Here is a 12,422-nt window from a genome sequence, read left to right on the forward strand (position 1 = left end):
TGATAAAGAATTAAGCGATTGCAACAGCATCAATAATGGTGTGATTCATTACTACACGGCCAACAGTAGTAAGAACAAATCTACTGATTAGGGCACCCTGCTCGTCCAAGCGATCACGTCTTAAATTCCACTGTTCTATACGAGTCCCATCTTCCAGAGTCTCTGAGTGAGATGGCTCTCCATGATCATCATCATCTACTTCACCGTTAAATCTTACCCAAACCCAATCATGCAGCTTTATTCTTTTATCCTCAAAAGCATTAATTACATCATCTAAAGAAGCAAAGGTTTTGGATTGATCCCCAAAATCTGGTTTTGATGCCTCCGGTTGAATGGCAGTTAGATAATATGACCCTAAAACCATATCTTGAGAAGGAGTTACGATTGGTTCCCCAGTGGCTGGAGAAAGAATGTTATTGCTTGCCAGCATCAACATTCGGGCCTCGGTTTGAGATTCTATAGCCAATGGGACATGGACTGCCATCTGGTCGCCATCAAAATCAGCATTGAATGCAGGACAAACCAACGGATGAAGTTGTATTGCCCTACCATCAACTAATTTTGGCTCAAAAGCTTGTATGCCGAGTCTGTGCAAAGTAGGTGCTCTATTTAACAAAATTGGATGGCCATCTATAACTTCTTGAAGAACCTGCATAACTTCATCATCTGCTCTCTGAATAAGTTTCTTAGCCGCCTTAATATTATTCACAATGTTTTGACGTATAAGCCTGTGAATTACAAAAGGCTGGAAAAGCTCGATAGCCATCTCCTTAGGTAATCCACATTGATGCATCTTTAACTTTGGACCAACCACTATTACAGATCTACCTGAATAATCAACTCTCTTTCCTAGCAGGTTCTGTCGAAAACGACCTTGCTTTCCTTCAATTATATCGCTCAGAGATTTTAAAGCACGATTATTTGCGCCAACAACCGTTCTACCTCGTCGACCATTGTCTACCAGAGCATCAACAGCTTCCTGAAGCATCCTCTTCTCATTCCTAACAATAATTTCTGGTGCAAGTATTTCCTGTAAGCGAGCTAACCGATTATTCCTATTAATAACCCGTCTATAAAGATCATTTAAATCAGAGGTAGCAAATCTACCCCCATCTAATTGGACCATAGGTCTAAGGTCCGGTGGAATAACAGGAATTGCATCTAGTACCATCCACTCTGGACGAGCATTTGTAGCAATAAAGTTATCTATTACTCTGAGTCTTTTAATTAATTTTGCTCTTTTTTGTCCCTTGCTACCAGTGATTTCCTCTCTCAGAGTTTCAGCTATTTCCTTTAAATCTAAATCTTCAAGAAGTTGCTGCAGAGCTTCAGCCCCAATCCCCACTACAGGTTCATTCTCAATAGTAGAGTCTTCAGCATAGATCTCATCCTCGATTTCCAACCATTCATCTTCGGTCAATAATTGCTTGTACTTAAGATCTTTATGGTCGCCTTGGTCTAAGACTACATAGCAATTAAAATAAACTATCTGCTCAACATCTCTAAGAGGCATATCAAGCAAAATAGCAACATAACTTGGGATGCCTTTTAAATACCAAACATGAGATACAGGTGCCGCTAGTTTGATAAACCCCATTCTATGACGCCGAACCCTACTTTCAGTGACTTCTACACCACATCGTTCGCAAACAATCCCACGATGGCGAACACGCTTATATTTGCCACAATGACATTCCCAATCTTTTGAAGGACCAAAGATCTTTTCACAGAACAGTCCATCCATCTCAGGTTTTAAAGTTCGATAATTTATCGTTTCCGGCTTTGTTACTTCTCCAACAACTTGTCCATTAGGTAGAGTACGTTGCCCCCATGACATTACTCTTTCAGGAGAAGCTAAAGTAATTTTGACGTAATCAAAATGGTTCTCAGTGCGAAGGTTGCTGTTAGTCATCGAAGTCTAGAAAATGTTGGTAAAAGAAATAATGAAATAGTTGATAGTAGAGATTAATCCTCTTGATAATCTGATCCCAATGATTCATAAGTTGGTCTACTAGGAGTACTTCGACGTGGATTAACATCCTGCATCAAATCAACTTCTTTCCCTTCATCTGTATACACTCCAATGTCTAGTCCAAGAGACTGAAGTTCTCGCATTAAAACTTTGAACGATTCTGGGGTTCCTGGCCTTGGAATTGGCTTGCCTTTGACAATTGCATTAAGCGCCTCATTTCGACCTTGCATATCATCAGACTTGACAGTCAACAATTCTTGCAAAGTATATGCTGCTCCATAAGCCTCTAAAGCCCAAACCTCCATTTCTCCTAAACGTTGTCCTCCTTGTTGAGCTTTACCTCCTAAAGGTTGCTGAGTAACTAGAGAGTACGGACCAGTAGAGCGAGCGTGAATTTTATCGTCTACTAAGTGAACTAATTTAAGGAAATGTGAGTAGCCAACTGCAACAGGCTGATCAAAAGGTTCTCCAGTCCTTCCATCTCTTAGAAGTAGCTTTCCTGGGTCTTCTGGGTTGTAGACCCATTCTTTGCCTGGCAAACTAGCGGCCTCTTTAAGGTAAGCAGTTACTGTCTGATAGGACTTTTCAGCACCATACATTTCGTCGAATGGAACAACTTTAACCCTGCAATCCAAATTCGAGGCTGCCCAACCCATCAACAACTCAAAAACTTGTCCAACATTCATTCTACTTGGCACACCAAGAGGGTTAAGGACAATATCTACTGGGGTTCCATCAGGCAAATAAGGCATGTCTTCTCTAGGAAGTATCCGACTAATAATTCCCTTATTCCCATGGCGTCCTGCCATCTTATCCCCTACTTGTATTTTTCTTCTTTGTGCCACATAAACTCGAACTACCATATTTGCTCCAGGCGGAAGTTCATCACCCTGTTCTCTCGTATAAATACGCACATCAACGACTCGACCTCTTTCAGTACTAGGAACTCTCAATGAATTATCTCTTACATCTCTTGCTTTTTCACCAAATATAGCCCTTAAAAGCTTCTCTTCAGGAGGTTGATCAGACTCCCCCTTAGGGGTAACTTTTCCTACAAGAATATCTCCGCTCTCAACAAAAGCACCAATCCTAATAATGCCCATTTCATCAAGATTACCCAAACTTTCTTCGGCTATGTTGGGAATTTCCCTCGTTATTTCCTCTGGGCCTAGTTTTGTTTGTCGAGCTTCAATCTCATATTTTTCAATATGCACTGAAGTATATAGATCATCTTTTACTAATCTCTCACTGACTAAAATTGCATCCTCATAGTTATAACCCTCCCAAGGCATATAAGCGATTAAGACATTTTGACCTAAGGCTATTTCTCCTCCTTCACATGCAGATCCGTCTGCAAGAACCTGACCAATAATTACCGGATCGCCATTATGAACAATGGGTCTTTGATTCAAGCATGTGTCCTGATTAGAACGTTGATATTTCTGCAAAGAATGATGATGCTCGGAACCTTCTTCATCAGTAACAACAATGATATTAGCGTCTACATAAGTTACTGTTCCATTGACTTGAGAGATAGGGACCATCCCGGAGTCTCTAGCAACCTGTGTTTCCAAACCTGTCCCAACTAAAGGTCGTTCTGGACGCAGAAGAGGGACAGCTTGACGCTGCATATTAGAACCCATTAAAGCCCTGTTTGCATCGTCATGTTCTAAAAATGGAATTAAAGATGTCGCTACAGAAATCACTTGCACTGGTGAAAGTTGCACATAATCCACTTGCTCAGGAGGAACCTTCTCAAAATCCTGCCTATATCTAACTGGAATCAAATCAGCAACAATCATGCCTTCTTTATCCGTAGCAACATCACCAGGCGCAACTCTGCATTCATCTTCTAGATCAGCAGATAGATAAATTGGCTTTCCCTCCTTAATAACTCTTCCTTTATCTACTTTCCAGAAAGGCGTTTCAATGAATCCATAATCATTAACCCTGGCATGAGTAGCTAAGGAATTAATTAGACCAGCATTTGGCCCCTCTGGAGTTTCAATAGGACACAAGCGTCCATAATGAGAAGGATGAATATCTCTTACCGCAAAACCTGCTCTTTCTCTAGTTAAACCACCTGGTCCTAATGCCGAAATCCGCCTTTTATGAGTTAATTCAGCCAAAGGATTGGTCTGATCCATAAACTGACTAAGTTGACTTGATCCAAAGAACTCTTTAACAGCAGCCACTAGAGGCTTGGGGTTTACTAGTTGTGCTGGAGTCAATGAATCTGTTTCACCTACTGTCATTCTTTCCTTGATTATTCTTTCAAGACGATTTAAACCAACACGAACTTGATTTTGCAATAACTCTCCAACAGATCTAACTCTTCTATTACCAAGATGGTCAATATCATCTAAAGTCGCCCCACCAACATCTAGCTCAAGATTAATTAAATAATCAATAGTAGAAAGAACATCCTCATGAGTCAGAGTTCTTACAGAGTCAGGTATAGTTAAACGTAATTTCTTGTTTATTTTATATCTACCGACACGTCCTAAATCATAACGTTTTGGGTCAAAGAACCTGCTCTGAAGCAATTGCTGACCACCACTGACTGAGGGTGGTTCGCCAGGTCGCAACTTTTTATATAGCTCAAGCAAAGCCTGATCCTCGGAGCTAATACCTTCTTCATCAGCGGCTTCAATAGATTTCTTATAGTATTCAGGATGTCTTAATTTATCTATTACATCATTATCTGATAGACCCATTGCTCTCATTAGAACATGAGCATTAATTTTTCTAGTTTTATCTACACGAACATGAAGTAAATCATTCTTATCTGTTTCAAACTTTAACCATGCCCCGCGATTAGGAATAACACTTGCATTGTAAGTTCTTCGGCCATTTTTATCTTGCTCATCTTTAAAATATACGCCAGGGCTTCTTACTATCTGATTAACAATTACTCTTTCTGCTCCATTAATGATAAATGTTCCTCTTTCAGTCATTAATGGCAATTCACCAATAAAAACTTCTTGTTCTTTTATTTCTCCAGTTTCTTTATTAATAAGACGGCAAGTTACATACATTTGGGAAGCAAAAGTTGCATCGCGCTTTTTAGCTTCTTCCACATCATGGCGAGGCCGCTTAAGCCGATATTCACTGCCAATAAAATGTAGCTCTAGCTTGCCCGTGTAATCAGTAATTGGTGAGAAGTTCTCAAGCTCCTCAATTAAACCTTTTTCCAAAAACCACTTAAAGCTTGCACGCTGCACCTCAACCAAGTCAGGCAGGTGTGTAGCGGTCTTAGCGACCTGAATCGCGCTTCTACTCATGCGAGAACCTGCGGTTAATAAGGGTGAAACAAAACTGGACTGAGATAGTTTGGCCTTTGTAAAGTCGATTTATTAAGACAAAGAGATTGCTCAAAGTAGTCCCTTAGCAAGAAAAGGGTTCCTTTGTACTCAATGGGTCAATAAAATCGGTTCAAACTTGCAAAAGTCAACAAAACTCTGAAGGGGAGGCCATGCTTCTCTAAACGAAGGCGTAGGAAACCACACCAAGTCCAGGACAATTCTTGATATTACACTTTGATGATTTTTTTAGCCAGCAAAAGTCTTTATTAGATCAAATTAAACAATTTAATCGCATTGTCAGTGCTTTGATTGGCCACTGTCAGAAAAGATTTCCCCCTAATCTCAGCAATCTTTTTAGCCACTGCCTCAACATGAGCAGGCTCATTACGTTTACCTCTCCAAGGGACAGGAGACAAAAACGGGCAGTCAGTTTCTATTAAAAATCTATCTTCGGGTACCTTGCGAGCACAAAGATGTGTTTTCTGCGCTTTAGGGAATGTAACCATGCCACTAAAACTGATAAAAAAGCCTAAATCCAAAAAAGCTTGCATTTCTTGAGAGTCCCCCGCCCAACAATGCATAACCCCTTTAGGGCAAATATCCAAATCCCTTAGCTCAGAAAGCAAATCAATCATAGGCTGAGCAGCATCTCTACAATGAATTATCACTGGCAAATCCAGCTCAAAAGCCAATTTCAATTGAGGCTTTAAAACAGCTAATTGTTCATCAAGATTTGAATCCCTAAAAAGATCCAAACCAAGTTCACCAATCGCAACTACTCGAGAATCTTCTAAGGCAGCTCTGCGTAAAACTTCTAAAGTCTCATCAGTCCAAGAATTTATATCTAGAGGGTGTACTCCGACTGAATATCTCAATTCAGGGAACCTATCTGCCAAAGCACGAATTGCTGGAATCTCCGAAGCTTCAACACATGCATGAACAAGACTTTGTACCCCAACAGCTCTCCACCTTTCTGCTATCTCATCCAAGTCTTCTTCGAAATTTTTAAAAATAAGATGGCAATGACTGTCTATGAGTACAGGTCTAGTCATAGTGATGGAACTTCAAAATAATCAATTACTTTTTCTGCATTGATAGTAATCGCTCTTTTAAGTAAAAAAACTAGCGCTTAGTTGCTGGCTCAATGAGCTTTTTAACAGCAGCATTTAAACGAGATTTTTTATTTGCTCCATTATTGCGATGCAAAACCCCTTTCTTTACAGCCTTATCAATTTTACTAAATGCCTCATTGATATTTTGTTGAAGATTAGCCTTTGCTTCTTCACCAGGTTTTTCAAGATAAGAACCAGCTGCAGTTAAACATCTTTTCATCAAAGTCCTCATGGCAGACTTATAAGATCTGTTTTGCAGGCGATTGCGCTCAGCAATCTGTATTCGCTTCTTCGCGGAATTGTTATTTGCCACTGAGGCTGAGGAAAGAGTTTTATCAACTTGCTACATTACCGCAGCGAGCTAATTTTAAAAAACATATTGTCCCAATACAGGACAATTAAATAAGCAAGGTCTTAGTTTGTTAAAAGAGTTGAACTCAAAAAGATTGCCTAAAAAGGACCAAATATTAACTTGCACAAACAACCTCCAGGACGCAATGACTGCCCTGGAAAGGATATCCAATAGAACTTGCGGAGACGGTCAAAAAAAGGCTGTTCTTACAGTAGAAAAAATCCTTGAACGAGTAAAAAAGGATGGGGATACAGCTCTGATTGAATACACTAAAAAATTTGATGGATTTGACCCTGATCCCCTTGAGGTTCCTTTAGAAGCAATAGAAAGAGCATGGGAAGAAACTCCAAAGCCACTTCAAGATGCTCTAATTACTGCAAAACATAGAATCCAAGACTTCCACCAAAAGCAAATTCCAAAAAATATTCTTTTTAAAGGGATTGAGGGTGAGACATTAGGTAGGCGATGGCAACCTGTTCAAAAAGCAGGCATCTATATTCCTGGAGGAAGAGCTTCTTATCCCAGCACAGTTCTTATGAACGCAATTCCTGCATCTGTAGCGGGAGTAAAAGAAATTATTATGGTTTCTCCTGGAGGTTCTAATGGTCTTGTGAATCAAACTGTACTCGCTGCGGCTTATATCACAGGAATAAAAACAGTTTTTAGGATAGGCGGGGCTCAAGCCATTGGAGCAATGGCATATGGAACAAACACAATTCCAAAAGTTAATGTAATAAGTGGTCCCGGCAATTTATATGTCACTTTGGCGAAGAAATACGTTTATGGAGATGTTGGAATTGATGCTCTTGCCGGTCCCAGTGAAGTACTAATTATTGCCGATAATAGTGCCGATGTTCGTCATATTGCTGCTGATTTACTTGCACAAGCAGAGCATGATCCATTGGCAGCGACAATCTTGCTAACAACTAACTCCGTTCTTGCTGAAAAGATTGATGATGAAATTATGGAGCAGTTAGAAGAGCATCCACGAAAAGAAATATGTCTTAAGGCACTTAAAGACTGGGGCCTAATTGTAATTTGCAATGACTTAGAAACTTGTGCAAAGTTAACAGATTACTTTGCACCTGAGCATCTAGAATTATTACTAAAAATGCCATATCAGGTGGCGGATAAAATCAATAATGCTGGTGCAATTTTCATAGGCGCTTGGAGCCCAGAAGCTACTGGAGACTATCTTGCTGGTCCAAACCACACATTACCAACATCAGGAACTGCAAGATTTAGTGGGGCTTTAGGGGTGGAGACTTTCATGAAGAACACTTCAATTATTGAATTTAATAAACAAGCTTTCGATAAGAATAGTAAGGCAATTATTGAGCTTGCGAATAGCGAAGGACTTCATAGTCATGCGAAGTCAATAGAGATTAGACTCTCTAAATCTTCTGAAGAGATTTAACACCTGGGGTTCCAGATACAATTTCTCCAACTAATACCTCATCTGCAAGATTAACGAATAAGCCATTTTCAAGGACACCAGGTATATTATTGATTTGCTTTTCAAGGGTTTGAGGGTCGTTTATACCACCTGCAAAAGTTACATCTAAAACCAAATTCCCCTGATCTGTGACAATTGGACCGGCTTTCTTTTGCGCCATTCGAAGCTGACTTACTCCGCCAATTTCGTGAATCTTATTTTTCACCAATTGCCAAGCTGAAGGCAAAACTTCTACAGGCAGTTTAAAAGTGAGATTTAGAGTCTTAACAATTTTACTGGAATCAACAACCACTACAAAACGCTCAGCCAAAGAAGCAACAAGTTTTTCTTGAACATGGCAAGCACCACCGCCTTTAATTAATTGAAAATTAGAATCAACTTCATCAGCACCATCTATTGCTAAATCAATTTGCGAGACAGCTGATAGACCTTGTAAAGGAATGCCAAGTTCAGTTGCAAGGACTTCTCCTTGAAACGAAGTTGTCACTCCAACAATATCTTTGAGATGACCTGACGAGATCTTTGCCCCTAAGGCTTTAATCATTAAGGCAGCGGTTGATCCTGAGCCAAGTCCTAGAACCATCCCATCGTGAATTTGCTCAATAGCTGCTTTAGCAACAGCCTCTTTCATTTGAGTTTGCAAATCTTCCATACTAAAAAAATCCTTGGCGAGACAGTAGCAAAGTTTCTAATTAAAGCCAGGTAACGGTTCAGGCTTTATTGAAAGTCTTATCTCATGCTCATTCCTTAAAACACTTAAACCAAAAGGGACTCCTATTTCTGATTGTTCAACCTTTTGAAGTAAAGCCTCTGGATCAAAAATTTCTTTTTCTTCTGCAGAAATAACCAAATCTCCTCTTTTCATTCCAGCTTTTGCTGCCGGGCTTTCAGAAAGTACTGATTGAACTAATGCACCTGATCTTTCTGGTAATTGAATTATTGAATTAGGGTCGCGATTATGTTCTTTAGCAATACGAGCGGTTAACGGAACCAGCTGAACACCTAAATAGGGATGAATAACTTCACCTGAGTCTAGCAATTGCGCGGAAATTCTCTTTGCAAGATTAATTGGTATGGCAAAGCCAAGGCCAGCGCCAGGTCCAGAGCGCACCAAAGTGTTGATGCCAATAACTTCTCCAGAGGCATTAACTAAAGGCCCTCCCGAATTGCCAGGATTTATTGCTGCATCAGTTTGAATTAAATCCAAACGTTTATCTGAAAACCCCAGACTATTTATATTTCTATGCAAACTGCTGATTATGCCGAGAGTCACTGTGCTTTCTAAGCCATAAGGGGTGCCTAAGGCGATTGCCCAATCCCCAACCTCTAAAGCCTCAGAATTTCCTAGAGGTGCAGGGTTGAGATCCAAATCTCCGTCTAAACGAACTAAAGCCAAATCTGTAATCTCATCAGTACCAATAACCTTTCCCTCTATCTCATATCCATTTGAAATTGTTACAAGCACGTCATCCACTTTCTCAACAACATGTGCATTTGTTAGAACCAGCCCATTGGTATCAATCAATACTCCTGATCCTTGGCCCCTTTCATGCTCAGGGCCATAAGAGGGTTCACCTAGTAAATCTTTCAGCAAGGGATCTAGCAATGTTGGATCAAATTGCTCACGTTCAACCAATCTTTCTGTGTCTATACGAACCACTGAATGACTAACATTCTTCACGGCATCAGCTACGAAACCATGATTGACCTGATTAGATAAAGCCATCTCTGCAAGAGCAGGTTCCTGTCCCAGAAGCAAAATTATGCAAACCAATGCGAGGCAATATCTAGTAAATCTCATGACCAAACAACTCGCTTGTGAATCTGGCAATTTCAATCACCTTCCTTTGAAGGCAACTCAAACTTTAATCTAATGATCTTAGATTTATCTAGATTATAGAAAAGCAAAGTTTATCCAGTAGAATTTTATTGCCTGGCGGTTACCTCCTTTATTGGAGGCAGGTGCTATCTGGAAGCTGTCGGGCGAAATGCCCGATTAAACCCTGCCTCTTGTCAAATCCAATCGTCACGAGTTTAAAGATTCTTGCATCCAATACGGCTGCCGATAAGGGTTTAGAAGTTGTTGAGTTGAAATTTAATCCCCACAGCAAACCAATTACAATTCAAGTGCAAATCCAAAAAAAACCAAAGAAAGATGTCTCACTAGATGACTGCGCACAATTTAGTGAACTGATAAGTGAGACTATTGAACTCTCGAAATTAATCAATGAACCTTATCTGCTAGAAATTAGCAGTCCAGGTTTAGGGGATTTGCTTCAAACTGATAAAGACTTTAAAACTTTCAAAGGGTTCCCCATTGAAGTACTCTTTAAAAATAACGAAAACACAAAACTTACTAAAAGTGGACTACTGCATGAAAGATCAAAGGAATACTTGCTAATAAATATAAAAGGGAGAATCAGCAAAATCCCTAGGGAAGATGTAATAACAGTTCAATTGACAAGCCCTACAGGCTAATCAATCAAAACACAATCTTCTCAGCAAAAAACCAAATTTCTTTATCCCAGCCTCGATGGCACTAGTTCTTCTCCCTGGACTCAATAACCTGATCGACGACATAAGTGAGGAGAAAAAGCTCCCTGCTCAGGTCGTTGAGACTGCTCTTAGGGAAGCACTCCTAAAAGGTTATGAAAGATATAGACGAACCCTCTATCTAGGGATTAATGAAAACCCCTTCGAAGAGGAATACTTTAGTAATTTTGATGTTGGACTGGATCTTGATGAAGAAGGTTATCGAGTATTAGCAAGCAAAATCATTGTTGACGAAGTTGAGAGTGAAGATCATCAGATCGCTTTATCTGAAGTCATGCAAGTTGCTGAAGATGCTCAAATAGGAGACACAGTAGTTCTAGATGTAACTCCTGAGAAAGAAGAGTTTGGAAGAATGGCAGCTGCAACAACTAAGCAAGTCCTTGCTCAAAAGTTGCGAGATCAACAGCGAAGAATGATTCAAGAAGAATTTGCAGATTTAGAAGATCCTGTCCTAACTGCTCGAGTAATTAGATTCGAACGTCAATCAGTAATCATGGCAGTCAGTTCAGGGCTAGGCAGACCAGAAGTTGAAGCGGAGCTCCCTCGCAGAGATCAACTGCCAAACGATAATTATCGCGCAAATGCAACTTTCAAAGTATTTCTAAAAGAAGTAAGTGAAACACCCAGGCGAGGTCCTCAATTATTTGTTAGTAGATCTAACGCTGGTTTAGTAGTTTATTTATTTGAAAACGAGGTACCAGAAATCCAAGAAGGGTCCGTCAGGATAGTAGCTGTGGCTAGAGAAGCTAATCCTCCAACACGAGCTGTCGGACCCAGAACAAAAGTCGCTGTTGATAGCATTGAAAGAGAAGTGGACCCAGTAGGCGCATGCATAGGTGCAAGAGGATCCAGAATTCAGCAAGTAGTTAATGAACTGAGAGGAGAAAAAATAGATGTGATTCGCTGGTCTGCAGACCCAGTCCAATACATTTCTAATTCGCTCAGTCCTGCAAGAGTTGAAGTTGTAAGGCTCGTTGATCCAGAAGGGCAGCATGCGCATGTCTTAGTGCCCCCTGATCAACTTAGTCTTGCAATTGGAAGAGAAGGTCAAAATGTTCGATTAGCAGCAAGACTTACTGGCTGGAAAATCGATATTAAGAATTCACAAGAATATGACCAAGAGTCTGAAGATTCAGCAGTTGCTGAACTGATCTCTCAAAGAGAAGAAGAAGAAAGTCTGCAAAGAGAAGCTGAAGAAAGATTGGCTGCAGAACAGGCTGCTAGGGCAGAAGAAGATGCCCGACTAAGAGAGCTTTATCCTCTTCCAGAAGATGATGAAGAGAATATAGAAGAAAGTACAACTGAATTAGAAGAGCTTCCAATAAGTGAAAATGAAGAAGCCAAACAAAATGAAGGATTGAGTAATGAACAAAGCCCCGAGGATGGACCCCGGTGAACCAAAAAACCGTCCTGCGTCGCTGTGTTGCATGTCGAAAATTAATCGACCGCCAACAACTTTGGAGAGTGACAAGAGACCATCAGGGCGGAGTAGTCCTCGACGAAGGCATGGGTCGCTCAGCTTATCTATGCCCTAATGAGGCCTGCCTCGAAGAAGCTTTGCGGCGCAAACGTCTCCAAAAAGCACTCAGATGTCAGGTACAGATGAGTATTTTAGAGGTGCTGCAAAATCGTTTAAATAGCTGCAATGATGCAAGCTCTGAGGCAATATGAG

Annotated in this window: 10 protein-coding genes; 4 read left to right on the top strand and 6 right to left on the bottom strand. The window is 40.4% G+C overall.

What is annotated here, in order from left to right; genetic code table 11:
- Positions 1-10 precede the first annotated feature (10 nt).
- The 4 genes from P9211_RS07780 to rpsT form a co-directional block, all read right to left on the bottom strand.
- Positions 11-1,912 carry a DNA-directed RNA polymerase subunit gamma gene (locus P9211_RS07780; RefSeq protein ID WP_012196158.1) on the bottom strand — a complete coding sequence of 634 codons (1,902 nt, stop codon included), beginning with the start codon at positions 1,910-1,912 and terminating at the stop codon, positions 11-13.
- A 53-nt stretch (positions 1,913-1,965) separates the two neighbouring features.
- Positions 1,966-5,256 carry a DNA-directed RNA polymerase subunit beta gene (gene rpoB / locus P9211_RS07785; protein WP_012196159.1) on the bottom strand — a complete coding sequence of 1,097 codons (3,291 nt, stop codon included), beginning with the start codon at positions 5,254-5,256 and terminating at the stop codon, positions 1,966-1,968.
- 287 nt (positions 5,257-5,543) lie between these two features.
- Complete coding sequence (locus tag P9211_RS07790) at positions 5,544-6,329, bottom strand: TatD family hydrolase (protein ID WP_012196160.1); 786 nt, start codon at positions 6,327-6,329, stop codon at positions 5,544-5,546.
- A 70-nt stretch (positions 6,330-6,399) separates the two neighbouring features.
- Positions 6,400-6,702: a 30S ribosomal protein S20 gene (gene rpsT / locus P9211_RS07795; protein WP_012196161.1), complete on the bottom strand. Its 303-nt coding sequence runs from the start codon at positions 6,700-6,702 to the stop codon at positions 6,400-6,402.
- Between the two features lie 184 nt (positions 6,703-6,886).
- Here rpsT and hisD point away from each other — a divergent pair, with 184 nt between their 5' ends.
- The gene (gene hisD, locus P9211_RS07800) at positions 6,887-8,158 is read left to right on the top strand and encodes a histidinol dehydrogenase (protein WP_012196162.1); all 1,272 of its coding nucleotides are present in this window, start codon (positions 6,887-6,889) and stop codon (positions 8,156-8,158) included.
- Here the strand turns inward: hisD and rpiA are convergent.
- Both rpiA and P9211_RS07810 read right to left on the bottom strand, forming a co-directional pair.
- Positions 8,136-8,849, bottom strand: a complete 714-nt coding sequence (gene rpiA, locus P9211_RS07805; protein ID WP_012196163.1) for a ribose-5-phosphate isomerase RpiA — start codon at positions 8,847-8,849, stop codon at positions 8,136-8,138. The two genes, hisD and rpiA, sit on opposite strands and share 23 nt — an antisense overlap.
- Positions 8,850-8,885: 36 nt before the next feature.
- Complete coding sequence (locus tag P9211_RS07810) at positions 8,886-9,998, bottom strand: trypsin-like peptidase domain-containing protein (protein ID WP_012196164.1); 1,113 nt, start codon at positions 9,996-9,998, stop codon at positions 8,886-8,888.
- A 209-nt stretch (positions 9,999-10,207) separates the two neighbouring features.
- Between P9211_RS07810 and P9211_RS07815 the strand changes: the two genes are divergently transcribed.
- The 3 genes from P9211_RS07815 to P9211_RS07825 are packed head-to-tail and all read left to right on the top strand — an operon-like array spanning position 10,208 to position 12,421.
- The gene (locus P9211_RS07815; RefSeq protein ID WP_041391231.1) at positions 10,208-10,675 is read left to right on the top strand and encodes a ribosome maturation factor RimP; all 468 of its coding nucleotides are present in this window, start codon (positions 10,208-10,210) and stop codon (positions 10,673-10,675) included.
- A 55-nt stretch (positions 10,676-10,730) separates the two neighbouring features.
- Positions 10,731-12,146 (top strand): transcription termination factor NusA, encoded by a 1,416-nt coding sequence (gene nusA / locus P9211_RS07820; RefSeq protein ID WP_012196166.1) that lies wholly within the window; start codon positions 10,731-10,733, stop codon positions 12,144-12,146.
- Positions 12,143-12,421 (top strand): YlxR family protein, encoded by a 279-nt coding sequence (locus P9211_RS07825; RefSeq protein WP_012196167.1) that lies wholly within the window; start codon positions 12,143-12,145, stop codon positions 12,419-12,421. The genes nusA and P9211_RS07825 overlap by 4 nt, the downstream gene beginning before the upstream one ends.
- Position 12,422: the final 1 nt, after the last annotated feature.

It is taken from the genome of Prochlorococcus marinus str. MIT 9211 (genome assembly GCF_000018585.1).
Classification (GTDB): domain Bacteria; phylum Cyanobacteriota; class Cyanobacteriia; order PCC-6307; family Cyanobiaceae; genus Prochlorococcus_D; species Prochlorococcus_D marinus_B.